Here is a 26,527-nt window from a genome sequence, read left to right on the forward strand (position 1 = left end):
CCGAGGATGTCCAAGTGCTCTTAAACGGAAATGGTTCGACCGAGATCGAGCCTGCTGCCGCTCTCCGCAATGACCGTCCCGCCGCAGCTCCCGCCCAAGCCCCCGCGACTTCGCCAACAGGCGTATCCGAGGCGGCTGGCCGCATTCCCGCCTATCTGACCAAGCATTACTGGTGGGCCTATGTTCACCCGAAGGCCGTCTGGTTCTTCGAGCGGCAATGGCTGATCGACGCCATTCTCTGGGGCAATTATCACCAACTGCGCGACGCCGCCCTCGACAAGCTCGGCCCAACCCTGCCCGGCTCCACGCTGCAAGTCGCGAGCGCCTATGGCGATTTCACGCCCGCGCTCGCCGAGCGCGCCGCCGCGGGCCAGGGTGAGGTCGATGTGATCGACGTCCTGCCGATCCAGCTCGAAAACCTGAAACAGAAGCTGTCAGCGGATGCGCCGGTGCGCCTTGCGACGATGGATTCGGCCGCGCTGAATTTTTCCGACGCGCGCTTCGACCGCGCCGTCCTGTTCTTTCTCCTCCACGAAATGCCGGAGGAGTGGCGGCGTCGCACGCTGGCCGAGACGCTGCGCGTGGTGCGCCCCGGCGGCCGCGTCGTCATCGTCGAATACGCCCGTCCCGCGCGCTGGAACCCGATGCGCTACCTGTTCGCGCCCATCCTCTCCGTTCTCGAGCCCTTCGCCCTGGAGGTGTGGATGCATGACCTCCGCGAGTTCATGCCGGCCGGCGCGAAAATCGCCAATTTCGAGCGGCGCACCTTTTTCGGCGGTCTCTACCAGCTCGTCAGTTTTGAAAGGCAGTAGCCCCCCGAAGCAGCGTTGCTCCGCTTGACACAACGAGAACGTTTGGCGAACATGTCGCCATGCCTCTCCATTTCAGTCAAAAGCTCGCCATTCTCGCCGACGCCGCCAAATATGACGCATCCTGCGCCTCCAGCGGCGGCCAAAAGCGCGATTCTCTTCGAACGGGCAAGGGGGTCGGCTCGGTTACCGGCGCCGGCATTTGCCATTCCTTCACGCCCGACGGCCGCTGCGTCTCTCTGCTGAAAATCCTGCTGACCAATTATTGCATGTACGATTGCGCGTTCTGCGTGAACCGGGTCTCCTCAAATGTTCCGCGCACCCGGTTCACACCCGCCGAGGCCGCGCAACTCACCGTGGATTTCTATCGGCGCAATTACATCGAGGGCCTGTTCCTGTCGTCGGGGATCATTCGCTCACCCGACGCCACGATGGAGCAATTGATCGAAACCGCGCGCCTGCTGCGCGAGGAACACGCGTTTCACGGCTATATCCATCTCAAGACCATCGCCGACGCGGACCCGGCGCTGATCTCGCGGGCGGGCGAACTGGCCGACCGCCTCTCGGTCAACATCGAGCTCCCCCAGGAGGCGAGCCTCAAGACACTGGCGCCGGAAAAGCGCATGTCCACCATCCGCCGAAGCATGGCGACCATTCGCGGCGAGATCGACGGTCATGCGCAGGACAAGTCAGCGCGAAAAAAACGCTTCGCCACCGGCCAGTCCACGCAGATGATCGTCGGCGCCGATTCCGCCGACGATACCGCGATCCTGCGGACCAGCGCCGCGTTGTACGGCGGCTATAGCCTGCGCCGGGTCTACTATTCCGCTTTTTCCCCGATCCCGGACGCCTCCGCCGCCCTGCCCCTGCGCGCCCCGCCGCTTCAACGCGAGCACCGGCTCTATCAAGCCGACTGGCTCCTGCGAAATTACGGGTTTGACGTCGAGGAACTGGCGCAGGCGACAGACGGCGGCATGCTCGACCTCGATCTCGATCCGAAAACAAGTTGGGCCTTGAAGAACCGCGCGCTGTTCCCGGTCGACATCAATCGCGCCCCGCGCGAAATGCTTTTGCGCGTGCCCGGCCTCGGCGTGCGAGTCGCCGATCGCGTGATCGCGGCGCGCCGCCATGGCGCCCTGCGCCTCGACGACGTCTCGCGCCTCGCCAGCAGTCTTCGAAGAATCTTGCCCTTCATCACCGCGCCCGACTGGTCGCCGGGCGCCACGCTCGACTCCGAGCGGCTGAAGCAAAAACTGCGGCCGGCGCCGCGCCAACTGGACCTGTTCCCGTGCGCATGATCGCGCTGGAGCGCCCCGACGACCCCGAGGCCTTTTTCGAACACGCCGCCGCCCTGCTCGCCGAAGGGATTGCGCCGGAACATGTGTCTTGGAGCGGCGGCGAGTCCGCCGATCTGTTCGCCGCCGCCACGCGGGCGCCGCGCGCAAAATGGCGGGGCGAAAAATTGTTTGCCGCCGCCCTCCTGCATCGCGCGGAAAATCGCTTTTCGCTGGTCTATCGCGCGCTGTGGCGCGCGGCGCGTGCAAAAGGCTGGCTCGGCAATCCCGCCGACCCCGATCTCTGCGCATTGCGAAAACTGGAAGGCGAGGTGCGGCGCGACAGTCACAAGATGCGCGCGCTGGTGCGCTTTCGCGAGATCCGCGATGCCGAGGGCGAGCGCTTCATCGCATGGTACGAGCCCAGTCATTTCACCTTGCGCGCCAACGCGGATTTTTTCGCACACCGCTTCGCCAACATGCGCTGGTCGATCGTCACGCCCGATCTTTCGGCGCACTATGACGGCGAGGTGCGTTTCGCGCCGGGCGGTTCGCGCCGCGACGTCCCAGCGGAAGACGCCCGCGACGAGGACTGGCGCACCTATTATGCGGCGATCTTCAACCCGGCGCGGCTCAATCTTGCCGCGATGCAATCCCACCTGCCGAAAAAATTCTGGCGCAATCTGCCGGAAGCGCGGGTCATCCCAACCCTCGCCCGCGCCGCCCAAAACCGAGCCGAGGCGATGATCGCGGCGCCGCCGACCGCGCCGCGTTTTTCGCGCGCGTCCGCGCCGCAAACCGAAGCCGCCGCAACCGACCTCGCCGACTTGCGCGCGCAACTCGCGTGCTGCGAAAAATGCCCATTGCACCGCGAGGCGACGCAGGTTGTTTGCGGCGCCGGGCCGCTCAACGCCCAACTTATGATCGTGGCGGAGCAACCCGGCGACCACGAAGATTTGGCCGGCTCCCCGCTGATCGGCCCGGCCGGCAAGATTTTCGACGAAGCCCTGCGCCGCACCGGCTGCGACCGTGAGAAGATCTACGTCACCAATGCGGTCAAGCATTTCAAGTTCACGCTCAAAGGCAAGCGCCGCATCCACGCCAAGCCCGGCGCCGGCGAAATCGACGCCTGTTCCTCTTGGCTGCATCGTGAAATTGAAATCGTGCGCCCAAAGGTGATCGTCGCCATGGGCGCCACGGCCCTGCGCGGCCTGACCGGCCAAATTCTTGCCGTGCGCGAAAGCCGAGGCAAGATGTTCGACCTGGCGGAAGACCGCCGCCTGCTGACGACCACCCACCCCGCCTATCTGCTGCGCCTCCAGGACGAGCAGGAAAAACGTCTGGCCTGGCGCGCCTTCCTGAGCGATCTCGCGCAGGCGCACGCTATGGCGCAGGCGTAAAACTACTGCGCGGCCTCCAACCCGCCGCCGCGCGAAAACTCCATACGGTCGATCCTCTCGCCGCCGCGCGCGATTTTTTCCGTCGAGGTGAGGATAGCCGAAACATCCTCCTGCGCCTGACGAAAATGGCCGTCGAGTTTTTCCACCCGCGCCCGCAGCCGCAAAACATCCTCGACCAGACGCCGGGTCTCCGCCTGGATCACATGAGCCTGGTCGCGCACCAGCGCGTCGCGCACCAGCGATTGCAGCACCTGCACCGCCATCAGCAGCAGCGAGGGCGACACAATCAGCACCCGCGCCCGATGCGCCCGCTGGATCACATCGTCGAAATGCTCGTGCAATTCGGCGAACAGGCTTTCCGAGGGCACGAACAGCAGCGCCACGTCCTGGGTCTCGCCGGGCAGCAGGTAGCGATCCGAAATGTCTTTGATGTGCTTCAACATGTCGCCGCGCGCCCGCGCCTGCGCGATTCTCCGGCTCGGCGGGTCGCGCGCCTCCTTCAGCGCGTTGAACGCCTCCAGCGGGAATTTGGCGTCCACCGCCAAAATTTTATCGTCGCCCGGCAGTTTCAGGGCGCAATCGGGCCGCACGCCGGTCGAGAGCGTATATTGAAACGCATAGGCGTTCGGCGGCAGCGCGTCGCGGATGATCGACTCCATCCGCCCCTGTCCAAAGGCGCCGCGCAACTGCTTGTTGGCGAGCACATCGCGAAACCCGGCGATTTCCTCGGTGAGATGGCTCATGCGCGCCTGCGCCGCATCGATCACCGCAAGACGCTCGTTGAGCGCGCTCAAATTGCCCAAGGTGGCCCGCGCCGAAACCTCCAGCCTTTCGTTGACGCGGTGGGCGGAGCGATCGAGCTTTTCGCTGACCACGCGAGCGAAATCCATCTGCCGGCCGCCCAGAATTTCCGCCAGCGTCTGCATGCGCCCGGCCATTTCCGCGTGGGAATGGGCCAAAGCGTCCATCTGCGCGTCGAGGTCGCGCCGCCCGCCGCGCGCGATCAGCGCCAAAACGAACAGCACCAGCAACACCCCGCCGGCCGCCGCCAGCTCCACGGGCGTGACCGGAGTGGACATGATCATGAACAGAGGCGCATCGCCCATCGACGTCATCGCAACAAAACACCGAACAAAATAAGAACACAAAAGCCAACGCATGTAAACGCATTTGACGGCTTGCCCGGCCTCTCTTATCTGAGAAGCAAGCTCGAAAGGTTGAACATGGCGCTCCGTCCCATTCTCTGTCTGCCCGACCCCCGCCTGCGCGCGACCAGCGAAAACGTCGGCGTCGTCGACGACGAGGTGCGCGCGCTGATGGACGACATGCTGGACACCATGTATGCGGCGCCCGGCATCGGCCTCGCCGCCATCCAGATCGGCGTGCCCAAGCGCGTGCTGGTGATCGACCTCGCCAAGAAGGGCGAGTTGCCGACGCCGCTGTTCGTCGCCGATCCCGAAATCATCGAAAAATCCGACGAGCTTTCCACCTACGAGGAAGGCTGCCTGTCGCTCCCCGAATATTACGAGGACGTGCAGCGCCCGGCGCGCGTAAAGGTGCGCTACCTCGACCGCAACAACGAGCGCCAGGAAATCGAAGCGACCGGCCTGCTCGCCACCTGCCTGCAACACGAGATGGACCATCTCGACGGCAAGCTGTTCATCGACCACCTGTCGCGGCTCAAGCGCGACCGCGCCGAGAAGAAATTCGCGAAAGCCGCCCGGCTCGCCGAGCCGCTCGCGCCGCGCGGCCCGGAAATCCGCGAAAAGGTTTAACGCGCAGATGCGTGTTGTATTCATGGGCACGCCGGAGTTTTCTCTGGCGCCGCTGACGGAGATTTTTTCGCGGGGCCATGAGATCGCCGCCGTTTACACCCGCGCGCCAAAGCCCGCGGGACGGCGCGGGCTGGAGCTGACTCCCTCCCCTGTCCATGCGGCGGCCGAAAAACTCGGCATCGAAGTCCGCACGCCAAAAAATTTCCGCGAGCCCGAAACGGTGGAGGCCTTCCGCGCCCTCAACGCCGATGTCGCGGTGGTGGTGGCCTATGGGCTCATCCTGCCCAAATCCGTGCTGGAGGCCCCAAAACAAGGCTGCCTCAATCTGCACGCGTCCCTGCTGCCGCGCTGGCGCGGCGCCGCGCCGATCCAGCGCGCGATCATGGCGGGCGATTCCGAAACCGGCGTCGAGGTCATGCAGATGGAAGAAGGTTTGGATACCGGCCCCATCGGCATGACGGCAAAACTGGCGATCACCGAAAACATGACCGCTGGCGAAGCCCATGACCAGCTTTCAGCCCTCGCGGGCGAGCTGATCGGCCGAGCGCTGGCGTCGCTTGAAGCGGGAACGCTGACCTTCACGCCCCAGGCGGAGGAAGGCGTGCTTTACGCCAAAAAGATCGACAAGGCGGAGGCGCGGGTCGATTTTACCCCGCCAGCCGCCGAGCTTCACAACCTTGTTCGGGGCCTTTCCCCTTTCCCCGGCGCCTATTTCGAGGCCGATTTCGGCAAGGGTCTGGAACGCGTCAAAATCTTGAGGACCACGCTGACAAAAGGGTCGGGCGCGCCGGGCGAAATCTTGGATGCCGCGCCCACCGTGGCCTGTGGGTCGGGCGCGCTCAAACTGGTCGAGGTCCAGCGCGCCGGTCGCGGCGTGGTCAGCGGCGAGGAATTTGCGCGGGGCGCAAAACTCGCGCCGGGCGCGCGAAAATTCCTCGCCTGACATGCCGCGCTACAAGCTCACAATCGAATATGACGGGACCGATTACGTGGGCTGGCAGCGGCAAACCAATGGCCTGTCAGTGCAGGAAGTCATCGAAACCGGCCTGAAAAAGATCGATCCCGGCCCCAGCGGCCTGCGCGGTGCCGGCCGCACCGACGCCGGCGTCCACGCCAGCGCCCAAGTCGGCCATGTCGATCTGGTCAAGGATTGGCGCGGCGACAAGCTGCGCGAGGCGCTCAACGCGCAGATGCGGCCGGAAAGAGTCGCCATCCTGCTCGCCGAACAGGTTTCGAACGATTTTGACGCGCGCTTTTCTGCGACCAAGCGGCATTACCTCTACCGCATCGTCAACCGCCGCGCGCCGCTCACCTACGATTTCGGCCGGGCCTGGCTGGTCAAGCGCAAGCTCGACGCCGACGCCATGCACCACGCCGCGCAGGTTTTGGTCGGCCAGCACGATTTCTCCACCTTTCGCGACGCCGAATGCCAGGCGGAAAACCCGGTGCGCACGCTGGACAAACTGCACGTGTCGCGCGTGGGCGACGAAATCCACGTCTACGCCTCGGCCCGCGCCTTCCTGCATCGACAGGTGCGCTCCATGGTCGGCTCGCTGGAGCATGTCGGCTCCGGCAAATGGAGCGCCCGCGACCTCCAGAACGCGCTGAAAAGCTGTGATCGCGCGCGTTGCGGGCAAGTGGCGCCGGCGGCGGGGCTTTATCTCATCGGCGTGGATTATTGACGCTCGGGCTCAGCTCTGATCTGCTGGCCGGCATGCGCGCCTTCATCATGTTCGTTCTTTTCATGGCTGCGGCTCCGGCGGCCTTGGGCGGCCCGCTCTATTGGTGGGTCGTGCTCGGCTCGTTCAACGCCGAAACGGATGGACCGCTCGCCGCCGACGCGCTGCGGCGCCGGGCGAGTCGCTGCGACGCCAGCGTCGGAACGGAATATTCCTCGAAAATGCGCGGCTTCCGCCCGGGCTTGGTCGTCACGTTGACGGGGCCGTTCCCGAACCGCGCCGCCGCCGAAAGAGCGCTGGATCGCGTCAAACCCTGCGCGCCCGACGCCTATCTCAAACAGGCGGAAGAGGGCGGCGAATAGGGTTGATCCTCGCGCGCGGCTTGCGCATCCTGCACGCCGCCAGCGGGAGATTCGGGCATGCGGGAAATCGTCTTCGACACGGAAACCACGGGTTTGAACCCGGAAACCGGCGACCGCGTCATCGAAATCGCCGCCGTCGAACTGGACGATTTCAAGCTCACTGAGCGCCAGTTCCACGTCTACATCAATCCCGAGCGTGAAATCCCCGCCGGCGCCATCGACGTGCACGGCATCACCAACGCATTCATCGCGGACAAGCCCAAATTCGCCGAAGTGGTCGATGAGTTCCTCGCCTTCATCGGCGACGCGCCGCTGGTCGCCCACAACGCCGAATTCGACTTCCGCTTCCTCAACGCCGAGTTGAAGCGCCTCGGAAAACCGCCGCTCAATCCCGCGCGCATGGTCGACACGCTGGCGATCGCCCGCAGCCGCCATCCCGGCGCCGCCGCGTCGCTCGACGCTTTGTGCAAACGCTACGGGATCGACCTCAGTCGCCGCACCAAGCACGGCGCGCTGATCGACTCGGAGATTTTGGCCGAGCTTTATGTCGAGCTGAAGGGCGGCAAGCAAAGCTCGCTCAGCCTGCAAGTGGTCAGCGCCGTGCGGCGACGGGCGGCGCGCGCCGCGCCGACCTCGGTGCGCAAGGAGGAAATCCGGCTGGTCACGGAAGCCGATCTCGAGCGCCACCAGGCCTATTTCGAAAAGGCCTGGAAAGAAGGTTTTTGGGCGAAACATGCGGAGGCGCTCCCTTCTCCCCTTGCGGGAGAAGGTGGCCCCGAAGGGGCCGGATGAGGGGTTCATCCCTCTGTTTCAAACGAATACCGGCCGCGGGCGCCCTACTCCACTTTCTCTCCCGGATACACGCCCCACAAATCGTTCTGCTGAATATAGCCGTCGAACCCCGGTCCGAGCACCCGGCACCAGCCTTCGTCGCATTTCTTCACATTGGCGACGACGCCGGGCGAGAGTTTCGCCGTGATCGCGGCCTCCTTGTCCGGTTTCGCCCGCAGCGGCAGCGGCGGCGCGTCCTTCTTCCACGGCTGCACCAGGGCCGTGCGCTTGCCCGACAGCAGCGAGTGCAGCACCCAGCCATCCGACCCCTCGGAATCGCGGATGCGGCGCCATGTCGCAAATTCGGCGATGATCTCCACCGGCAGGCCCGCCCGCTGATAAATCCATTTTGTCGCGTGGTCCTTGGACGGGCCTTCGCGCAGGTTGACCGCGCTAGACTTGAGGCTGACATAGCGCGGCAGCGGCAGGCCGGTGACCGAACCCTTGGCCTGCTGCGCCTGGGCCGGGCCGCCGAGAACCAGGGCGACGAGGGCGATTGCGGTGATCCGGGGCGGCATGACGGTCTGGCTCTCGACTTTAGGCGGCGGCCCCATTGCCTTGCCTTTGCCAAGGCATCTGCTAGGAAGCAAGGACAGGGGCGCTGGGATTGATGCGTATCAAACTGTTGTCGCTCCACCAGCGTTAAGGATCGGTTTAGTCAAGCTCGCGGAGCAGGCGGCCGGCAGGGGAAGACCATGGGCAACAAGAAACCGCTCGTCATCGTGACCCGCAAATTGCCTGGCGCGGTGGAAGATCGGATGCGCGAACTTTTTGACGCGCGTTTCAACGAGACCGACCGCCCCATGACCCCGGCCGAGCTCACCGAAGCCATGGCGATCGCCGACGTGCTGGTGCCCACCATCACCGATCGAATCGACGCGCATCTGATCGCCAAGGCCGGCGACAATCTCAAGCTGATCGCCAATTTCGGCAATGGCGTCGACCATGTCGACGTGACCTCCGCGCTTCGTCGCGGCATCACCGTCACCAACACGCCCGGCGTGCTGACCGAAGACACCGCCGACATGGCCATGGGCCTGATCATCGCGGTGTCGCGCCGTCTCGTCGAAGGCGCCGTGTCGCTGTCCGGCGGCCATTGGGCCGGCTGGTCGCCGACCTGGATGCTCGGCCACCGCCTGACCGGCAAGAGGCTCGGCATTATCGGCATGGGCCGCATCGGCCAGGCGCTCGCCCGCCGCGCCAAGGCGTTCGGCCTGTCCGTCGCCTATCACAACCGTCGCCGCGTCGCCGAGGCCATCGAGCAGGAGCTGGGCGCGACCTATTACGATTCGCTCGACATGATGCTGTCGCGGGTCGACATCGTCTCGGTCAATTGCCCGCACACGCCGGCGACCTATCATCTGCTGTCGCCGCGCCGCCTGAAGCATCTGCGGCCCAACGCCGTGATCGTCAACACCTCGCGCGGCGACGTCATCGACGAGAATGCGCTGGTGCGCATGCTCGAAGCCGGAGAACTGGCGGGCGCGGGCCTGGACGTGTTCTCCCACGAGCCCGCCGTCTCGCCGAAACTGCTGAAGCTGGCCAAGGAGGGCAAGGTGACCCTGCTGCCGCACATGGGCTCCTGCACCATCGAGGGCCGCATCGACATGGGCGAGAAGGTCATCATCAACATCAAGACTTTCGCGGACGGCCACCGTCCGCCGGACCGCGTTCTGCCCTCCATGCTCTGACCGGAAAGGCCCTGACGCAAGCTGCGCCGGGGCCTTGAAACTTTGCGGACGAGAACCATATCCGGGGTGCGGCGAAAGCCGGGGGGCGCTTCGGGCCCTCAACGTCCACGAGGCGCCTGAAAGGGCTTCGCAATGTCGCGTCCGACCTTGATGAACTCGCCATTCCTGCTGGGCTTCGATGAAATCGAGAAGGCTCTGGAGCGCGTGACTCGATCGGCGTCCGATGGCTATCCGCCCTACAACATCGAGCGCATCCAAAGCGACGCCTCAGGGCCCGACCGGCTGCGCATCACGCTCGCCGTCGCCGGCTTCAGCCGGGATCAATTGTCCATCACGCTGGAAGAGGGACAATTGGTGATCAGGGGCCGCCAGCAGGACGACCGGGAGCGGCAGTTCCTGCATCGCGGCATCGCCGCGCGGCAGTTCCAGCGCAGTTTTTTGCTGGCCGAGGGCATGCAGGTGCTGGGCGCCGACCTCGCCGACGGTCTTTTGTCCGTCGATCTGGTTCGCCCCGAACCGGAGCGAATCATTAAGACAATTGAGATCACATAGCGGAGCTGAACTTCAGTCCGCCAAACGGGCGCGTCTCCCCGAGAGCGCTGAAAGGGTGAAGATCATGACCATACGTCAAGTCGAACACGGGCCCGAAGGACTGACCGCGGACCAGCTGGCTCATCTGGGCGAAGGCGCCATCGCCTATGTCCGCCCGATCAAGTCTGAGGAAGCGCAAATCCTGTTCCCGGAAATACGCGGGTTGAAGCCGGGCCAACAGCTCTACGCCGTACTCGGCGCGAGCGGCGCGCCGATCCTGCTCGCCGACAGCCGCGACGCGGCGCTGGCCAACGCCTGGGAAAACAAGCTGGCGACCGTCAGCGTGCACTGAGACAACCCCGACCGGCTCCCTCGCCCCGGCTTGTGGCGCAGCTGTCCGGGAAAACCGCTGGCTCCACAGCGACGCGCGTTTCCGATGAGTCACCCAACCTCATGTCGTCATGGCCGGGCGTCGTCCCGGCCATCCACGCGGCGCCGCAACGCGAGATGTCGAGAACGATCTCTCGCGGCCCGACGTGGATGCCCGGCACCAGGCCGGGCATGACGGTCCTGGGGTTGAAAGGTTTCTGAAAGCACCCGAACCCTCTTGCTCAAATCGTGACCTGCGCGCCCAACTCCACCACGCGATCGCTGGGGATTGAGAAAAAGTCGGTCGCATTGGCCGATTGCTTCGACAGGGTGACAAAAAGCTTGTCCTGCCACTGAGGCATGCCCGACGCCGGCGACGTCTTGAGCGTGCGTTTCCCCAGGAAGAACGACGTCGTCATGATGTCGAACTTGTAGCCGGCCTTGCGCATCAGGGCCATGGCGGCTGGCACGCGCGGGCTCTCCATGAAGCCGAAATGCAGGGTGACGCGCAAGAAATCTTCCGACAGTTTTTCGATCTCGAACCGGTTGGCCTCGGCGACGCGCGGGATGGACTCGGTGACGATGTTCATGATCACCACGCGCTCGTGCACGACCTTGTTGTGCTTGAGGTTGTGCATCAGCGCCGAGGGCGCGACATTGGGATCGCCGGTGAGAAACACCGCCGTGCCCGAGACACGATGCGGCTTGGATTTCTCCAGCATGCGGATCAGGTCGGTCGTCGGGATGGAATCGCGCTGGGTCTTCTTGTGCAGCAGGTCGGTGCCGCGCACCCAGGTCCACATGATCACCATCGCGAACGCGCCCATGGTCAGCGGCACCCAGGCGCCTTCCAGCAGTTTGATCAGATTGGCGATCAGGAAGGACATGTCGACCGTGAGGAAGAAGCCGATCACCGGAATGGTCAGCCACAGCGGCCAGCGCCACATCTTCCACACCACGAAGAAGGCCAGGCAGGTGTCCACCACCATGGTTCCGGTCACGGCTATGCCATAGGCGTTGGCGAGATTGTCCGATGAGCGGAACAGGAACACCAGCAGCAGCACGCCGATCAGCAGCGTCTTGTTGACGCGCGGGACATAGATTTGCCCCTCGGTGCTGGCGGAGGTGTGCTGAATCTCCAGGCGCGGCAGCAGCCCGAGCTGGATCGCCTGCCGCGCCAGGGAAAACGCGCCGGTGATCACCGCCTGCGAGGCGATGATGGTCGCGCTGGTGGCGAGCACCACAAAGGGAATCAGCGCCCATTCCGGCGCCATCAGGTAGAACGGATCTTTCACCGCCTCCGGGTCCTTCAGCACCAGCGCGCCCTGACCCAGATAATTGCAAATCAGCGACGGCAGCACGAAGCACAGCCAGGCGACCTGGATCGGCTTGCGGCCGAAATGGCCCATGTCGCCATAAAGGGCTTCCGCGCCGGTCACGGCGAGAAACACAAGACCGAGCGTGACAAAACCGGTCGCGCCGTGGCCAAACAAAAAGCTCAGGCCATAGCGCGGGTCGAAGGCGTTGAGGATGCGCGGGGCGTCGGAGATGTGCGAAAGGCCCAAGAAGGCGAGCAGGCCGAAAAACACCACCATGATCGGCCCGAAGAACGACGCGACCCGCGCCGTTCCGCTGCTCTGCACGACGAACAGCCCCACCAGGATCACCACCGCAATGGGCAGGACGAAGGGATCGAACGCCGGCGACGCGGTCTTCAGACCTTCCACCGCCGAGAGCACCGAAATCGCCGGCGTAATCACCGCATCGCCTGCGAACAGGGCCGCGCCGGTGACGCCGAGCAGGAAAATGATTTTCGAACCGCGCCCCAGCGATTTGCGCGCCAGCGCCATCAGCGACAGGGTGCCGCCTTCGCCCTTGTTGTCCGCCCGCATCAGGAAGGACACATATTTGAGGGTGACGACGATGAACAAGGCCCAGATCAGCAGCGAGACGATGCCGATCACTTCGGATTCGACGACGCCGTCGGACTTCATATGCGCCAGCGCGGTTTTCAGCGCGTAGAGCGGGCTGGTGCCGATATCGCCATAGACGACGCCCATCGACCCCAGCATCATCATCCAGAACCCCTGGTGTTCCTGGTGTTCCGGAGAGGCGGACGATGGTGCGTTGGGTTGGGGAGCGGGAGCGGAAGGCTGTACGGCGTCTTGCGACATGAACGCATCCTGGCTTGGCCTGAAACTGGCCGACCGAAGCGGTCTATAAACCTTTCCGCAAGGCGAGAGAAGAGCAAGGTTATACGCCGAAAGGTTGAGAATGGCGCCAATTGCTGGCAAGAGGCGGCCATGGCCGCTCCGACCCCTCTGCCCATCGACGAAGCCCTGCCGCGCCTGCGCGAAAATCTCGCGGCGCACAATGGATGCGTGCTGGTCGCGCCCCCCGGCGCGGGCAAGACCACGCGCGTTCCCTTGGCTTTGATGCAAGAACGCTGGCGGCAAGACGGCAAGATCATCGTCCTGGAGCCGCGCCGGCTCGCCGCCCGCGCCGCCGCCGAGCGCATGGCGGACACCCTTGGCGAAAAGCTCGGAGAAACCGTCGGCCTGCGCGTGCGCCTGCAGACGCTTGCCGGGCCGCGCACGCGAATCGAAGTGGTGACGGAGGGCGTGTTCGCCCGGATGATCCTCGACGATCCCGCGTTGGAGGGGGTCGCCGCCGTCCTGTTCGACGAATTCCACGAGCGCTCGCTCGACGCCGATCTCGGCCTCGCCCTGGCGCTCGACGCCCAGGCGGCGCTGCGGCCCGACCTGCGCCTGCTCGTCATGTCGGCGACGCTCGACGGCGCGCGCGTCGCCGCGCTGCTCGACGGCGCGCCCGTGGTCGAATCGCAAGGACGCGCCTTCCCGGTCGAAACGGTTTATCTCGGCCGCGACCCGCGCGAGCGGATCGAAGAGGCGGCGGCAAGGGCCATTTCGCGGGCGCTGGCGGAACAGCCGGGCTCGATCCTCGCCTTCCTGCCGGGCCAGGGCGAGATCGCCCGCACCGAATCGCTGCTCAGAGAAAAGCTGCGCGACGAAAAAATCGATCTCTGCCCGCTCTACGGCGCCATGGAGCGCGCCGCGCAGGACCGAGCGATTCGTCCGGCCGCGACCGGCCGGCGCAAAGTGGTGCTGGCGACCTCCATCGCCGAAACCTCGATCACCATCGACGGCGTGCGCGTGGTGGTCGATTGCGGTTTTTCGCGCGCGCCGCGCTTTGAACCCGATCTTGGCCTTGTCCGGCTCGAGACGATCAAGACGTCGCGCGCCGCCGCCGACCAGCGTCGCGGCCGCGCCGGCCGCACCCAGCCCGGCGTCTGCTACCGGCTCTGGGAGGAGGCGGCGACGGGCGCCCTGCCCGCCTATGCCCAGCCCGAAATTCTGGCGGCCGATCTCGCCGGCCTGCTGCTCGATCTCGCCGCCTGGGGCGCCCGCGACCCCAACGAACTCCGCTGGCTCGATCCGCCGCCGGCCGCCGCCACGGCCGAGGCCCGCGCGCTGCTCCAAGACCTTGGCGCGCTGGAAAACGGCGCGATCACCGATCGCGGCAAGGCCATGCGGAAACTGCCGCTGCCGCCGCGCCTCGCCCGCATGGTTTTGCGGGCGCAAATTTTTGGATGTGGCGAACAAGCCTGCGAACTCGCGGTCTTGCTCACCGAGCGCGGGCTGGGCGGCGACGCCGTCGACCTTTTCGAACGCCTCGACCGCTGGTCACGCGATTCCGGGCAGCGCGCCAAGGACGCCCGCCGCCTCGCCCAGGGCTGGAAACACAGCTTGCGCGACGCCGCCAAAACCCTCGGCGAGAAACCGGAGCCGCGCGACCTCTCGCCCGGCGCCCTCATCGCCCTGGCCTTCCCGGACCGCGTCGCCCGCGCGCGCGGAAAAACCGGCGATTTCCTCATGGCCAACGGCCGCGCCGCCAGCCTGGAGCCGCATCTGGCCATTGCTCGCGCGAAATATCTGGCGGTGGCCGAGGTGACGGGGCGCGCCGGCGCCAGCCGCATTTTGGCCGCCGCCGCGCTCGACGAGGCCGAATTCGAAACCCTGTTTTCCCCCCACATCGAGATCCGTGAGGAAACCCGGTTCGACGCCGCCAGCGGGGCCCTCCGCCGTCGCGAAATCCGGCGTTACGCCGCCCTGACCCTGGCTGAAAAGACACTGCCGCTCGCAGGATCGCCCGAGGAGGCGGCGATTTTGGCCCGCGCCGCCGCCGAGCGCGGCGTCGACCGGCTGAACTGGAGCAAGGGACAAGCGCAATTGCGCGAGCGCGTCGCATTCTTGCGCGAGGCCTTTGCCGCCGAAGCCGCAAATCCCTGGCCGGACCTGAGCGCGGCGGGACTGGCGCAAGCCGAAAACTGGCTCGCGCCTTATATCGAAGGCTGCGCGAAGCTCGGCGACATCGGCCCGGAACACCTCGACGCCGCGTTGTCGGCCCTGATCCCCTGGGACCTCCAGCGCCGGCTCGACGCGGAGGCGCCCACGCATTTTCAGACCCCGGCCGGCTCATGCATCGCGCTCGACTATTCCAGCGCCGAGGGGCCGGCGATCGCCGCGCGCGTGCAAGAGTTTTACGGGCTCGCCGAGCACCCGAAAATCGCGGGCGGAAAGATTCCGCTGACCCTGCACCTGCTGTCGCCGGCGCACCGGCCGATCCAGATCACCCGCGACCTCCCCGGTTTCTGGCGCGGCTCCTGGGCTTCGGTGAAGGCCGAGATGAAGGGGCGCTACCCCCGTCACCTCTGGCCTGACGATCCCGCCGCAGCCGCGCCCACGACCCGCGCGAAACCGCGCGGGACATAGGCTCATACGATTTCCGAACGATCAGTTCGGAAATCGTATTCCGCTCGCGCGGAAATCCGCCCTTCGCTTGGAGGATTTCCGCGCGATTTCGTTTTCGCGGATCGCGAAGCGATCTTGCGGAAACCGTATCAGTGGGTCAGGCGCGGCGCCGTGGTGACCGCCTTCTGAAACAGATCCGCCAACGCCGCCCTGATGTCGCCATTGGTCGTCACCTCATGGAACAGGGACGGCGAGGAGGCGCAAGACTGCAGGTTGCTCGCTACCTGGGAGATGAACGGCTTGACGTGGCCGACATACCATGAGTCGCTCTCGACCGGCTGATAGGTGGTGTAGAGCACGGCGATGCGGACGCCCTTGTTCTTGATCGTGGTGCAGACGGACGGATCGATCGGCGCGTGGCAGCGCTTGAACGATCCGTATGTGTTGGAAATCGAAACCGTGTTGCCGCCGCCGCAATCGGACGACGAATAGACCGCGGCGTCGACGACGCCGTCCGTCACGATCATCAGCACGCCCTGCGGCGTGTCGCCGGATTGGGCGCCGCCGTTGCCGGGCGTGGGGATCACAGAATTGACCCTGGCCATGGCATAGCTGAAATCGGTCATGGCGTCATTGTTGTACAAGGAATAGTTGATCCCGGCGTTGCCGCTCTTGAAGCAATTGCCGCTGGTGTTCGCGGCGGCGCCGTTCAAGGACACCGTCGTTTTGCCCGTCGCGGTCGGATACACATAGTTTTGCGGTTTCGTCCGCGCGGCGTCCGAATAATCCGCGAGACAATTGTTCTTCGCCATCAGCGGCGGCGTGAGCGTGGCCACGCTGGCCTGGATGGTGGACACATTGGTGGAATTGGTGGCGAGGAGGCTCTGGATTGTCGCGAAATCGTGGTTGAACCCGTAAACCGCCATGCGATAGGTCGCGCCATTATAGGCCATGGTGCTCTGCGCCGTGGTCGCCACCTGGCTGACGGCGTCGCGCACATTGTCGATGCGCAGGGCGATGCCGCTGTTCTTGGCGAAAGTGTAGCTGTCGATCGTGCCCCAGCCCTTATAATGCACGGTGTTCTCGGAGTCCGCGACATCGTTCTCGTGGCAGGCGAAGGCGCAGCCAGTCTTGGTGATCATGTCGCTCACGCCCTGCGTGGTCGCGGGCAGCTCCATGGACGGCGAATTGTCGACCAGCATGTAGAAGTCGATATTGGGCGCATTGCTGGTGGCTGCGGTCGACTGGATCGGGAAACTGGTCTGCGAACGCGAGAGCAGCGCGCCGAACACATTGGGAACGGAAGCGTTATAGTTCAGCTGAACCGTGCGCTTGATGTAGTTCGGCTGCTGGTCATCCGCGACATTCACGGTCAACTGCGTCGCGTCGTAGGTCTGGCCGCGGATGGTTTGCGCCTGGGCCGCGAACATATTTTGGACCGCAGTCCGGGCTGTCGCCGTGGACTGGGTCAACATCGCCGGCGTCGTGCCGGTCAGCACGGCCGAGTCGGCGATGGCGGCCAATTCGCCGCGCACCTTGGCGGCGCGGGAATAATCGACGGTCGCGGCGATTCCGATGAAAATCGGAATGGCCGCGAAGGCGAAGATGATGGCGACATTGCCCTTGTGGTCGGCGACGAACGCCTTGAGTTTCGATATCAGGTCTTGTTTCATAGCTCTCCCCAGATCAGTTCAGCACCCGATACAGGTCACGCCCGCCGATGAGCGCGGCTGCATGTAGAAGCTGTTGGTAATCGGAATGGTCCCAAAGATGTTTTGACCGACGGGCGGCGTGTAGGAATAGCGCACCATCGTGTAAATCAACGATGTATTGGGCTGCGCCACGCCCGCAGGCGTTGTGAACACGGCTCCATTGGTGAGCGCCGTGGTATTGAGCGCCTTGTTCCAGGTCACGGTCGTCCTTCCGGAACCGTCGGTGGCCAGCGCCGCCACCACCACGGTCATGCCGGAATTGCCGTAGGGCGCGGCGATCTGCGTGGAGGCGTTCATGATCGTCGTCAGCTGCGCGCTCGTAATCGACCCGTTGCGCGCCACCAGATCGCCGACGGTGCGCGCCGCGATCGACACCTTGCGACTGATGCTGAGCGCCTCGCCGAGCACGAATTCGCCGAACAGCATGGCGACGGCGATCGGCAGCACCAGGGCGAATTCGACCGCGGCCAGACCGGCGGCCTCGCGCCGGAAACGTTTGAGCAGCCGCATCAGTAAGGCTCCGTCTGGAACACCGCGCTCGCCATCAGCAGACGGGAACCGTTGGAGAGATTGACCAGATTGAAACCCATCATGGCGGGCAGGACGGGGAACTGGTACATCACCCGCAAAACCATGATGCTGCCGGAGCCGCCCAGGTTGAACTGCCAGGCATTGTTGACATTGCCGTTCGCATCGTAGGTCAGCGTCGGCGCGGACGTGTCCGCGGCGGAAAAGGCGGTGGCGGTCCGCAGGTCGACCATGATCCTGGAGCAGGTGAACAAGGCCGGCAGGTTGGCGCAGACCGAATTGACGAACTGGGCCTGGTTCGGGCTTGCCGCTTGAGCCTGTCCCGTCAGCAAGTCGCGCGACGCCTTCTCGACGGCGGTTTCAAGTTCGTGCTGCGCCAGAAACACGATCCCGACCTGGATGATCGCCAAGATGAGTACGATAAACGGCAGGGCGATCAGGGCGAATTCGACCGCTGTCGAGCCCTCCCGCGCCAGCGGAAGGCGTCGGGCGGCGCCTGCAAGACGCAGGAATTCGCGTGGCCTAGGAGTCATTGCGTTCTCGTCGGTGTCGTGCGCGCTGCTTGCGCATGGAAGGAGTTTTGCAGAATAAATGTTAAAGCCCAGGTAATTATCGCACGGGTTTCGACGCAATCCAGCAATTCGACTTCTAATGTGAACGCAAGGTCAACATTATAGATAAAATTGATTCATTTACCACTGCTTGACCTATCGTCCGCATAATCCCCCTCAAATGAACGCGCGCAGGACAGACGAAATGCTTGGCGAAGTATTAAAAATAACGATGGTTTTGACCGTCGTATCGCTGGTGACGGCCAGCGCCCTGCAGGACCATTGGTTTTCCCGCTTCTTCCAGGCGGCGGCGCCCGCCGCGGCCCCGCCTGCCCCCCAGGTGCAAAAACCCGCGCCGCAGACGCGCTCAAGCTGGGGACAGGTCGAACTGTCGCCCGACGCCCTCTCACAATATCGCGCGCGGGTGGACATCAACGGCGCCCGCATCGACGCGCTGGTCGACACCGGCGCGAGCCATGTGTTCCTCACCGCCGAGGATGCGCGCCTGCTCAACATCGATCCGCCCGCCTCCGCCTACACGGCGCAGAGCCAGACCGCCAATGGCGTGGCGCTGAACGCGCCGGTGCGCCTGCGCGAAATCCGCGTCGGCGACATCGTCGTCTATGATGTCCAGGCCTTCGTCGCCCAGCCCGGCAAGGCGAACATCAGCCTGCTCGGCATGAGTTTTCTTCGAAAGCTGTCGAAATTCCAGGTGGCCGACGGAAAGTTTGTCATGAAACAATGAGCGAAGCGAAATCGCCGTCGTCCGCCCCCGCGGAATGATGTCATACGGTTTCCGCAAGATCGCTTCGCGATCCGCGAAAACGAAATCGCGCGGAAATCCTTCGGGCGAAGGGCAGATTTCCGCGCGAGCGGAATACGATTTCCGAACTGATCCTTCGGAAATCGTATCATGCCCCGGGGAATTGGGCTGCGTGTGATTGTGAAAAAAAGAAGCCACGGCTGGTCGCCGTGGCTTCATGGAGTGCGGTTTCTTGAAGTAAGAAAAATTACTTCTTGCCGAAGGACAGGCCGCCGAAGCGCGAGTTGAAGCGCGACAGACGGCCGCCGCGGTCGAGCAGCTGCTGCGAGCCGCCGGTCCAGGCCGGATGGGTCGACGGATCGATGTCGAGGTTGAGGGTGTCGCCTTCCTTGCCGTAGGTCGAACGGGTGAGGAATTCGGTCCCATTGGTCATGACGACCTTGATCGTGTGGTAATCGGGATGGATGTCGGACTTCATGGCTAGACCCTGCGGCTTCGTCCCGTGACGGATCGCCGCCTTGGAACTTTTTTCGCGGCGCGTCGCCGCGCCCTGAATTGAGAGCGCGTCTCCTATAACAGAACCGCAGCGGGAGCAAGCGCAAAGCGCGGTTTTTCGCGGATCGCGCGCCAAAACCTCGGGCCTGTCTTTTATGGAGGCGTCGCCTATATAGGTTTTCATGACCGACGCACCCCGCAAAAGCTCGCCGCGCGATTCCCTCAAAAATCTTGCCCCCGTCCTGCCCTATGCGCGACGGCGCTCGGGCCGGGCCATGGCGGCGCTGGCCGCGCTGGTCGTCGCCTCCGCCGCGACCCTGGCGACGCCGCTGGCGGTGCGCGGCATGATCGACAAGGGTTTTGCCGTCGACCACCCCGAGACCATCAATTTCTATTTCCTCGCCCTGATCGCGGTGATCTCGGTGCTCGCGGTCGCCTCGGCAACCCGCTATTACCTCGTCATGACGCTCGGCGAGCGCATCGTCGCCGACCTGCGCGCCGACGTTTTCGCCCACCTCACCCGGCTCGACCCCGCCTTTTACGACAAGGCGCAAACCGGCGAACTGGCGTCGCGGCTGTCCGCCGACACCACCCAGATCAAGTCCACCTTCGGCGCCACCGCCTCCATCGCCTTGCGCAGCGCGGTCATGCTGGTCGGCGCCATGGGGCTGATGATCTACACCAGCCCAAAACTGTCCATGCTCGTGCTGGCGGGCATTCCCGCCGTGATCCTGCCCCTGTTCGCCTCGGGCCGGGCAGTGCGCGCCCGCTCGCGCGCCGCCCAGGACACGCTGGCCGAGGCCAATGCGCTCGCCACCGAAAATCTCGGCGCCATCCGCATCATGCAGGCGTTCAACGCCGAACCAGCGACGCGAAGCCGCTTCGCCGCCGCCGCCGAGGGCGCCTATGTCGCCGCCCGCGACGCCACCAAGGCCCGCGCCCTGCTCACCGGCTTCGGCATTTTTTTGGCGACCGCGAGCGTCGTCGGCGTGCTCTGGCTCGGCGCCCATGACGTGCTGTCCGGCCGCATGAGCGCGGGGCAATTGTCGCAATTCCTGCTCTACGCGCTGTTCGGCGCCTCGTCGCTCGGACAATTGTCGGAAGTGTGGAGCGAGATCTCCGCCGCCGCCGGCGCCGCCGGCCGCATCGCCGAAATTCTGGCGACCCAGCCGCAGGTGACGGCGCCCGCGCATCCGCGCGCCCTGCCGACGCCGCCGCGCGGCGAAATCGCGTTCGAAAACGTCAGTTTTGCCTATCCCGGCCGTCCCGACCGTCCCGTTTTTTACGACCTCAGCTTTACCGTCGCGCCGGGCGAAAAAGTCGCCATTGTCGGTCCCTCCGGCGCCGGCAAGTCCACGATTTTCCAACTGCTGATGCGCTTTTACGATCCGCTCACGGGCGCGGTGCGCATCGACGGAGTGGCGGCGCGAGAGGCCGACCCCGCGCAATGGCGCCGCCGCATGGCGCTGGTCCCGCAGGAGGCCGTGGTCTTCGCCTCCAGCGCCGCCGACAACATCGCCTATGGCGCGCCCGGCGCGACTCTCAAGGAGATCGAGGCGGCGGCGGACCAGGCGGCGGCCCTGGATTTCTTGCGCGCGCTTCCCGAGGGCTTGGAGACGCGATTGGGCGAGCGCGGCGTCACCCTATCGGGCGGCCAGCGCCAGCGCCTCGCCATCGCCCGCGCCATCCTGAAGGACGCGCCGATCCTGCTGCTCGACGAAGCGACCTCCGCGCTCGACGCGGAAAACGAGGTTTTGGTGCAGGAGGCGCTCGACCACGTGATGCAGGGCCGCACCACGCTGGTCATCGCCCACCGCCTCGCCACCGTGCTAGCCGCCGACCGCATTCTGGTGATGGATGGGGGAATGATCGTGGAACAGGGCCGCCACGCCGAGCTCGTCGCCCGCGACGGCCTTTACGCGCGGCTGGCGCGGTTGCAGTTCAACGCAGGGATCGAGGCGCTGGCGGCAACTTAGACTTAGACTTGGGATTGCGCTGTCATCAGGATGCTTAGTGTTCGTATTGCAACGTATCAAAGCAGCACGTTAAAATGCGAATTGCGCCTGCGGACCCTGCCCTGGGATCACGCTCAGAACTTTTATTACTTCCATTTTTTGCTCAGTCAATTTTCCATCTTCGCTATAAAATGATGTAACTCGTACAATACATTCCAACGCATCCCCAGGGAAAATTGGTATTTTTCTTGAATGGAAATCAATTAACCAACTCTCATCCTTGATTGCAGCACTTATGTTATTCCTTCCGTAACTAAACTGCCACATCGTGTCTTTGATTAAGTCTGGCTTCCTTATTTTCAAAATCATTTCTACGTCATTATGCTTTTCCACCGAATCCATCTCGACGCCAGCAACTGCATCAGAAGGGATCCACGTTGAGTTTATGTCCACCTCGAATTCTTTGTCATCTAAATCGATGTACAGTCGATCGCCGTATTCTAATTCAGACTTCGCTTTCTGAATCTTGTCTAGAGATGCAAGCAGGCGCCCTTCATGGACTGGCGCATATGTCGGAAGATGCTGTATGTCGGTGTCCTTTGCCATCCGCAACATAGCCGACTTCAGATCTTCAAGCCTTGGGCGAGCACTTTTGTCATCATCAAGATATTCAAGAGCTAAGTATTTAGCTTTGACAAGGTAATGGCCAACTTGCTTCTTCCAATCCAGATCTTTGAGAGCGGCATCATCAACACGCGATAAAATGTTTTTTAACCAAACCTTCAAAGAGCCTGATTCAACATCCTCAAGCAGCATCAACGGTTCGATTTTACTATCAACCGAGACCGAGATCGCTTTGTCGAACGACTCGAACGCGTCTATCAGCGCGCTAGCAGCGTCAAACACCCGGCGAGGGTTTCCAGAACCCTTTTTGAAATCAATTACGAAACCGAAATCTGCATCGGCTGGGGGCATGGGCTCGCTCTCCAAAAATTTAAGGTGCAATCCCCTAATCATGAGGCCACCCCAAATTTTATCGCACAGCCTGAGGTCATTTTGGAAGCCCGTACGCGACGCGCGCATCATCGACCAATAACGCGCGAATAGCTACCGGGTTGACGCACCTTCGGGCGTCCAGCGAAGTTCGCAGGTAGGCAAGCCGGACAGCGGATTAACGCCGTTGGCATCACGAACAAAACCCTCGCTGGCGTAGAAGGCGAGCGCGCGCAAATTATCTACGTTGACGGCAAGCGCTAGCCCCTCAGGGCAAGCCGCCTTCACCTGCGCCATCAGCGCGCGCGCCACCCCCCTGCCCTGCGCAAGAGGTGCGACCGCGATCTGCTCCAGCCATCTTCGAACAGGATCGAACAGGACAAAGCCGACAATTCCCTCGTCCTCGGCGACGACGACCTGCGCCCCCTCGTCCGCCGACCGGGCGAACACATCCTCCAGCCATTTCGCCCGCGCGGAAAAATCAATGTCGGAGCGCGCCTTAGTCCACGCCGCGACCCACACCGCCAAAACCTCCGCCCAGTCGTCGCTGCGAAACGGACGAAGCCTCACCGTTCCGTGATTTTCAGTTCGATGCGGCGATTTTTGCGCAGCGCGTCCTCGCTTTCGCCGGGATCGATCGGCTGCTGGTCGCCAAAGGCGCCGGCGAGCAGATGATTGGGCGACAGACCTTTGGCGATCAGATATTGCACCACCGCAATGCTGCGCGCCGAGGACAGCTCCCAATTGTTCTTATACGCCAGCTTGCGGATCGGGCTCTTGTCGGTGTGGCCGTCGACCCGGAGCACCCAGGGGATTTCCGCAGGAATTTCCTTTTCGACTTCGGCCAGCGCCACGGCGATCTTGTCGATCTCGGCCTTGCCCTCGGGCGAGAGCGTGGCCTTGCCCTTTTCGAACAGGACTTCGGAAGGCAACAAGAAACGGTCGCCGACCACCTTGACGTCGCCGCGATCCCCCAAAATCTCGCGCAGGCGGCCGAAGAAATCGGAACGGTACTGGCTCAGCTCCTGCACTTTTTGCGCGAGCGCGACATTGAGCCGCGAGCCGAGATCGGCGATCCGGGCCTGACTGTCCTTGTCCTTGGCCTCCGTCGCCGACAGCGCCTCCTGGACGGCGGCGAGCTGGCTGCGCAGCGCGGCGATCTGCTGGTTGAGCAGGTCGACGGTCGCCTGCGCCTTGGCGGAAAGCTGCTTTTGCGTGTCGAGCGCGTCCGGGGCGGGACCGGCGGCGGCCGCCGCCGCCAGCGCGTCGCGATCGCGGCGCACCGCCTCGAGCGTGGCGTTGAGCGAGGCGATTTTCTTCGCCGCCACGGCCTTGTCGCCCTTTTCCAGGGTGAGGAGGTCGGTCAGCTCCTCGATCTGGCGGTTGAGCTTGGCCAGGGCCTTGTTTTTGCCGCCGACGTCGCGGGACAAGAAGTATTGCGCCATGACGAAGACGGCGAGCAGGAAGGTGAAGACCAGCAGCAAGGTCGAAAGCGCATCGACGAAGCCCGGCCAATAGTTCATCGGCTCACGCCGACGCGCACGCGACAGCGCCATCAGCGGAGCTCCCTCTCCCGCTTGGCGAACAGTTGATCCAGCGACGCCTGAAGCATTTCCTGCCGCTCGGCCTGCGCCTCGACCCAATCGCGGATCAGTTGCTGCTCCTGACGCATATGCGCCACCATCGACTGCACGCCGGCGGCGAGATGCTGGATCGACTCGTGGCCGTGGCCGCTGGCCGGCGCGTGCGTATCGTTCTCCATCACCGCGGAGAGCCGGTCCTCAAGCTCGGTGAAGAAACGGTTTTGGGCTTGCCCAGCCTGAAGATCGAGAAAGCCGAGCACCAACGATCCCGCGAGACCGAACAGGGACGAGGTGAAGGCGAGGCTCATGCCCGACAGCGGCCGCGCCAGCCCGGCCTTGAGGTCATTGAACAGCGCGGTCATCTCCTGGCCGCCCTGCAGCGAGGCGATCACGCCCCCGATCGAGCCGACCGTCTCAAGCAGGCCCCAGAACGTGCCGAGCAGACCAAGGAACACCATCAATCCCGTAAGATAACGCGAGGTTTCGCGCGCCTCGTCCAGTCGTGTGGAGAGAGAATCGAGCACATGACGCAGCAGGCTCTGGGTGACCTGGGCATTGCCGCGCGCGGAAAAGATGCGCGCCATCGGGGCGAGCAGCCGGGGCTCGCGGTCGGGATCGCCGTTGACCCAGGCGATCTCGCGATAGAGCCGCGCCACCTGCGTGACCGCGAGCATGATTCCGAACAGCTCCAGCCCGAGGATCAGCCCGTTCAGGCCGGGATTGGCCAGGAAGGCGGTGGTGACCTGCTTGTGCAGGATCAGCCCGACGAAGCCGACGAGAATCAGGAACACCGCCATGCGGACCAGAAAGATCGTCGGCGTTGACAGGCGGTAGGGGTCGCTCGACTGCATAAGCGCGCTCTCCACTCAAGTCTCCACGCAAGCCAAGGTGGCTACCGCGCAGCTCGAGATCAAGTTCAAACGTTAAGGCGCCAAACGCATCTTCTCCGCTTATTCCGCGCCAGACTAACCGACAGCTTTACGCCTTCTTAAGCAGGTCAAGCAATTGCCGATGGATAAATTCGTTACCGGCGCAAACGCCTCCGGTTGTGAGCATGTTCGGACCGCCGTCGGCGTCGGAGACATAGCCGCCGGCCTCGCGGATCAGCAGCAGGCCCGCCGCCATGTCCCAGCTCTTCAGTCCGCGCTCCCAGAAACCGTCGAAACGGCCGGCGGCGACGAAGGCGAGATCGATGGCCGCGGCGCCGAGGCGGCGCACGCCGCCAGCGCGGGTCATCACCGAAGACAGCTCCGCCTTGAATTTCGGATGGATCTTGGCGTTGGCCAGCGGCGGGATGCCGGTGGCGATCAGCCCCTCCGCCATGTCGCGGCGCACGGCGACGCGGATGCGGCGGTTGTTGTAATAGGCGCCCGCCCCCTTTTCCGCGACGAACAGGTCGTCGGTCGCCGGATTATAGACCAGCGCGGCGACGATCTGCCCCTCGCGCTCCAGGCCGATGGAAATGGCGAAAATGGGCAGGCCGTGCAAAAAATTGGTGGTGCCGTCGAGCGGGTCGATGTGCCAGATGTGGCTCTTGTCGGAGCCTTCGACCACGCCGCCTTCCTCGAGCACGAAGCCGTAGCCCGGACGCGCCTTGGAGAGTTCTTCGAAAAGGGTCTTTTCCGACTTCTTGTCGGCCAGCGTGACGAAATCGCCGGGCCCCTTCACGGAGACCTGCAAATTCTCGACCTCGCCGAAATCGCGCTTCAACCCGCGCCCGGCCTTGATGGCGGCGGCGGTCATGACATTCATCAGGGCGGAGTTGATCATGGGGAGTCCGGGGGATTGAACGAAAGTTGGGGGTTAAGTGCCAAGCGGGGGAGGCGGCGTCAAGGACATTGGGGCTGCGGCGCCGTGGCGACGACGTAGATCCAGTCGGCATGGGCGCGGTTCATCCGCGCCTCTACGATCGACCAATCGGCAAATCCGGCTTCGCGCAGCAAGGGCGCGAGCTGTTCGGCGCGCCAGTAGCAGAAATAGCGGGGCGCGCCGAGTTTTGCGCTCGACCAGCCCTCGCCCTCGCCGCTCTTCAGGCTGAAGGCCAGCCGTCCGCCGGGCGTCAGCGCCGCGCGGGCCTTTTCGAGCACGCGCGCAAATTGCGCCCGATCGAAATGCAGCAGCACGGCATTGGCGAGGATCAGGTCATAGGCGCCGTCGAAGGCGTCGGTCAACACATTGAAGCGCCTCGCCTGAAACCCGCGGGCGACAAGCTCCGCAACAAAACCCGGCGCGGCGTCGGTGCATTCGACCGCAAAATGTCTTGACGCGAGATAGGCGGCGTCGCGACCGAAGGCGCTGCCGAGCTCGATGATCCGCGCCGCCGGCGACAGCCCGTCGAGCGCGCGGTCCATCCACTGTTGCGGCGGGCCGCTCACCGCCTGCGCCGTCCCCTCGACATAGGCGCGCACGTTCTCGTCATAGGCGCGCAAGGTTTGGTCATTGGAGCCGGACATG

27 protein-coding genes are annotated in these 26,527 nt (G+C 64.1%); 14 read left to right on the forward strand and 13 right to left on the reverse strand.

Going from position 1 to position 26,527, the window contains the following annotated elements:
• Positions 1-14 precede the first annotated feature (14 nt).
• Genes rquA through GJ654_RS03175 form a run of 3 tightly spaced genes read left to right on the forward strand, consistent with a single transcriptional unit; the run spans position 15 to position 3,483 of the window.
• Positions 15-812: a rhodoquinone biosynthesis methyltransferase RquA gene (gene rquA / locus GJ654_RS03165; protein ID WP_210350797.1), complete on the forward strand. Its 798-nt coding sequence runs from the start codon at positions 15-17 to the stop codon at positions 810-812.
• Positions 813-871: 59 nt separating this feature from the next.
• Complete coding sequence (locus tag GJ654_RS03170; protein ID WP_155444653.1) at positions 872-2,107, forward strand: putative DNA modification/repair radical SAM protein; 1,236 nt, start codon at positions 872-874, stop codon at positions 2,105-2,107.
• Positions 2,104-3,483, forward strand: a complete 1,380-nt coding sequence (locus GJ654_RS03175; RefSeq protein WP_246664588.1) for a UdgX family uracil-DNA binding protein — start codon at positions 2,104-2,106, stop codon at positions 3,481-3,483. Before GJ654_RS03170 ends, GJ654_RS03175 begins: the two co-directional genes overlap by 4 nt.
• Before the next feature lie 2 nt (positions 3,484-3,485).
• Here GJ654_RS03175 and GJ654_RS03180 read toward each other — a convergent pair whose 3' ends face one another.
• Entirely contained in the window at positions 3,486-4,589 is a 1,104-nt protein-coding gene (locus GJ654_RS03180; protein ID WP_246664569.1) for a DNA recombination protein RmuC, read from the reverse strand.
• Positions 4,590-4,706: 117 nt separating this feature from the next.
• Between GJ654_RS03180 and def the strand changes: the two genes are divergently transcribed.
• The 5 genes from def to dnaQ are packed head-to-tail and all read left to right on the forward strand — an operon-like array spanning position 4,707 to position 8,091.
• Positions 4,707-5,258 (forward strand): peptide deformylase, encoded by a 552-nt coding sequence (def, locus tag GJ654_RS03185; RefSeq protein ID WP_155444656.1) that lies wholly within the window; start codon positions 4,707-4,709, stop codon positions 5,256-5,258.
• A 7-nt stretch (positions 5,259-5,265) separates the two neighbouring features.
• Positions 5,266-6,201: a methionyl-tRNA formyltransferase gene (fmt, locus tag GJ654_RS03190; protein WP_155444657.1), complete on the forward strand. Its 936-nt coding sequence runs from the start codon at positions 5,266-5,268 to the stop codon at positions 6,199-6,201.
• A 1-nt stretch (position 6,202) separates the two neighbouring features.
• A complete protein-coding gene (gene truA / locus GJ654_RS03195) occupies positions 6,203-6,940 on the forward strand; it encodes a tRNA pseudouridine(38-40) synthase TruA (protein WP_155444658.1) in 738 nt (245 codons plus the stop codon).
• On the forward strand, positions 6,937-7,299 hold the full coding sequence (locus GJ654_RS03200; RefSeq protein WP_155444659.1) for an SPOR domain-containing protein: 363 nt from the start codon (positions 6,937-6,939) through the stop codon (positions 7,297-7,299). Before truA ends, GJ654_RS03200 begins: the two co-directional genes overlap by 4 nt.
• Before the next feature lie 57 nt (positions 7,300-7,356).
• The gene (gene dnaQ, locus GJ654_RS03205; RefSeq protein WP_155444660.1) at positions 7,357-8,091 is read left to right on the forward strand and encodes a DNA polymerase III subunit epsilon; all 735 of its coding nucleotides are present in this window, start codon (positions 7,357-7,359) and stop codon (positions 8,089-8,091) included.
• Between the two features lie 44 nt (positions 8,092-8,135).
• Here dnaQ and GJ654_RS03210 read toward each other — a convergent pair whose 3' ends face one another.
• The gene (locus tag GJ654_RS03210) at positions 8,136-8,684 is read right to left on the reverse strand and encodes an SH3 domain-containing protein (RefSeq protein ID WP_246664570.1); all 549 of its coding nucleotides are present in this window, start codon (positions 8,682-8,684) and stop codon (positions 8,136-8,138) included.
• Between the two features lie 141 nt (positions 8,685-8,825).
• Between GJ654_RS03210 and GJ654_RS03215 the strand changes: the two genes are divergently transcribed.
• The 3 genes from GJ654_RS03215 to GJ654_RS03225 all read left to right on the forward strand — a co-directional run bounded on the left by GJ654_RS03215 (position 8,826) and on the right by GJ654_RS03225 (position 10,704).
• The gene (locus tag GJ654_RS03215) at positions 8,826-9,821 is read left to right on the forward strand and encodes a 2-hydroxyacid dehydrogenase (protein WP_155444661.1); all 996 of its coding nucleotides are present in this window, start codon (positions 8,826-8,828) and stop codon (positions 9,819-9,821) included.
• A 132-nt stretch (positions 9,822-9,953) separates the two neighbouring features.
• Positions 9,954-10,373, forward strand: coding sequence for an Hsp20 family protein (locus GJ654_RS03220; protein ID WP_155444662.1), 420 nt, complete (start codon positions 9,954-9,956; stop codon positions 10,371-10,373).
• Between the two features lie 64 nt (positions 10,374-10,437).
• Positions 10,438-10,704: a DUF1150 family protein gene (locus tag GJ654_RS03225; RefSeq protein ID WP_155444663.1), complete on the forward strand. Its 267-nt coding sequence runs from the start codon at positions 10,438-10,440 to the stop codon at positions 10,702-10,704.
• Between the two features lie 259 nt (positions 10,705-10,963).
• Here GJ654_RS03225 and GJ654_RS03230 read toward each other — a convergent pair whose 3' ends face one another.
• Positions 10,964-12,895 carry a potassium transporter Kup gene (locus tag GJ654_RS03230; protein ID WP_155444664.1) on the reverse strand — a complete coding sequence of 644 codons (1,932 nt, stop codon included), beginning with the start codon at positions 12,893-12,895 and terminating at the stop codon, positions 10,964-10,966.
• Positions 12,896-13,024: 129 nt separating this feature from the next.
• On the opposite strand from GJ654_RS03230, the gene hrpB reads away from it, so the two are divergent.
• Positions 13,025-15,514 carry an ATP-dependent helicase HrpB gene (hrpB, locus tag GJ654_RS03235; protein WP_155444665.1) on the forward strand — a complete coding sequence of 830 codons (2,490 nt, stop codon included), beginning with the start codon at positions 13,025-13,027 and terminating at the stop codon, positions 15,512-15,514.
• Positions 15,515-15,642: 128 nt separating this feature from the next.
• Here the strand turns inward: hrpB and GJ654_RS03240 are convergent, their stop codons facing one another.
• The 3 genes from GJ654_RS03240 to GJ654_RS03250 are packed head-to-tail and all read right to left on the reverse strand — an operon-like array spanning position 15,643 to position 18,266.
• The gene (locus tag GJ654_RS03240; protein ID WP_155444666.1) at positions 15,643-17,166 is read right to left on the reverse strand and encodes a TadE/TadG family type IV pilus assembly protein; all 1,524 of its coding nucleotides are present in this window, start codon (positions 17,164-17,166) and stop codon (positions 15,643-15,645) included.
• Positions 17,167-17,184: 18 nt separating this feature from the next.
• Complete coding sequence (locus GJ654_RS03245) at positions 17,185-17,715, reverse strand: TadE/TadG family type IV pilus assembly protein (RefSeq protein WP_155444667.1); 531 nt, start codon at positions 17,713-17,715, stop codon at positions 17,185-17,187.
• The gene (locus tag GJ654_RS03250; protein WP_155444668.1) at positions 17,715-18,266 is read right to left on the reverse strand and encodes a TadE/TadG family type IV pilus assembly protein; all 552 of its coding nucleotides are present in this window, start codon (positions 18,264-18,266) and stop codon (positions 17,715-17,717) included. Before GJ654_RS03250 ends, GJ654_RS03245 begins: the two co-directional genes overlap by 1 nt.
• 250 nt (positions 18,267-18,516) lie before the next feature.
• On the opposite strand from GJ654_RS03250, the gene GJ654_RS03255 reads away from it, so the two are divergent.
• The gene (locus tag GJ654_RS03255; RefSeq protein WP_196305423.1) at positions 18,517-19,029 is read left to right on the forward strand and encodes a retropepsin-like aspartic protease family protein; all 513 of its coding nucleotides are present in this window, start codon (positions 18,517-18,519) and stop codon (positions 19,027-19,029) included.
• Positions 19,030-19,294: 265 nt separating this feature from the next.
• Here the strand turns inward: GJ654_RS03255 and rpmE are convergent, their stop codons facing one another.
• Complete coding sequence (gene rpmE, locus GJ654_RS03260; protein ID WP_155444670.1) at positions 19,295-19,525, reverse strand: 50S ribosomal protein L31; 231 nt, start codon at positions 19,523-19,525, stop codon at positions 19,295-19,297.
• Between the two features lie 199 nt (positions 19,526-19,724).
• Here rpmE and GJ654_RS03265 point away from each other — a divergent pair, with 199 nt between their 5' ends.
• Complete coding sequence (locus tag GJ654_RS03265; RefSeq protein ID WP_155444671.1) at positions 19,725-21,518, forward strand: ABC transporter transmembrane domain-containing protein; 1,794 nt, start codon at positions 19,725-19,727, stop codon at positions 21,516-21,518.
• Positions 21,519-21,587: 69 nt separating this feature from the next.
• On the opposite strand, the gene GJ654_RS03270 is transcribed toward GJ654_RS03265, so the two are convergent.
• From GJ654_RS03270 to GJ654_RS03295, 6 genes are all read right to left on the reverse strand, one after another.
• Entirely contained in the window at positions 21,588-22,472 is an 885-nt protein-coding gene (locus tag GJ654_RS03270) for a hypothetical protein (protein WP_155444672.1), read from the reverse strand.
• 132 nt (positions 22,473-22,604) lie between these two features.
• A complete protein-coding gene (locus GJ654_RS03275; RefSeq protein ID WP_155444673.1) occupies positions 22,605-23,060 on the reverse strand; it encodes a GNAT family N-acetyltransferase in 456 nt (151 codons plus the stop codon).
• On the reverse strand, positions 23,057-24,046 hold the full coding sequence (locus GJ654_RS03280) for a peptidoglycan -binding protein (RefSeq protein WP_155444674.1): 990 nt from the start codon (positions 24,044-24,046) through the stop codon (positions 23,057-23,059). The genes GJ654_RS03275 and GJ654_RS03280 overlap by 4 nt, the downstream gene beginning before the upstream one ends.
• A complete protein-coding gene (locus GJ654_RS03285; RefSeq protein WP_155444874.1) occupies positions 24,046-24,924 on the reverse strand; it encodes a flagellar motor protein MotA in 879 nt (292 codons plus the stop codon). Before GJ654_RS03285 ends, GJ654_RS03280 begins: the two co-directional genes overlap by 1 nt.
• 127 nt (positions 24,925-25,051) lie before the next feature.
• Positions 25,052-25,843 carry an inositol monophosphatase family protein gene (locus tag GJ654_RS03290; protein WP_155444675.1) on the reverse strand — a complete coding sequence of 264 codons (792 nt, stop codon included), beginning with the start codon at positions 25,841-25,843 and terminating at the stop codon, positions 25,052-25,054.
• 59 nt (positions 25,844-25,902) lie between these two features.
• Positions 25,903-26,526 (reverse strand): class I SAM-dependent DNA methyltransferase, encoded by a 624-nt coding sequence (locus GJ654_RS03295; protein ID WP_155444676.1) that lies wholly within the window; start codon positions 26,524-26,526, stop codon positions 25,903-25,905.
• Position 26,527 lies beyond the last annotated feature (1 nt).

The organism is Rhodoblastus acidophilus (genome assembly GCF_009720655.1).
GTDB classification, from domain to species: Bacteria; Pseudomonadota; Alphaproteobacteria; order Rhizobiales; family Beijerinckiaceae; genus Rhodoblastus; species Rhodoblastus acidophilus_A.